The organism is Methylobacterium sp. 37f (assembly GCF_023093475.1).
Taxonomy (GTDB): domain Bacteria; phylum Pseudomonadota; class Alphaproteobacteria; order Rhizobiales; family Beijerinckiaceae; genus Methylobacterium.
In genome coordinates this window covers 1-434 of record NZ_JAGHKN010000125.1, presented here as the reverse complement: position 1 = coordinate 434, position 434 = coordinate 1, and the positions used below count along the sequence as shown (strand labels likewise).

The 434-nt window shown below is 66.6% G+C and carries 1 protein-coding gene; it reads right to left on the bottom strand.

The window, feature by feature from the left end; translation table 11 throughout:
* Window positions 1–12: 12 nt before the first annotated feature.
* A partial coding sequence (locus J7U37_RS24930; protein ID WP_247637503.1) for a hypothetical protein occupies window positions 13–434 on the bottom strand: 422 nt, incomplete at its 5' end.

The following is a 434-nucleotide window of genomic DNA, read 5'->3' as shown; positions in this document are numbered from 1 at the left end:
GGCCGGTACTGCTTAGTACTGGCCGCCTGTGCGTAGGACGTACGAGCACACCAGCACGTCGTCGCCGCCGTCGGTCTTGTCGACCAGCAGTTGAGCCACACCCTGCTGCTCCTCGGCGGGCGGACGTTGTCCCCGTGACGAACTCCTCGCCGGCGCCACGCGCATCGTGAACAGCACCTGAGCCTGCGTCGTCGACCACGGCACGATCTTGTCGATGCTCGTCACCTCGACATTGCCGAACTGCTTGCGGAACGTGTCGCCCGCCAGACTCGCCACCGCCAGATCGGCCTTGCGGTCACGCACCGCGTCGAACAGCCCACACATCGTGTGCCTGGCGACGGTCTCGTCGTCGGCGTCGATCAGCGCCGACAGATACTCCTGGATCGCGTCCCTGGCCTGCGTCTCGGTCACCACGCCGGACTCCGAACCCGAAC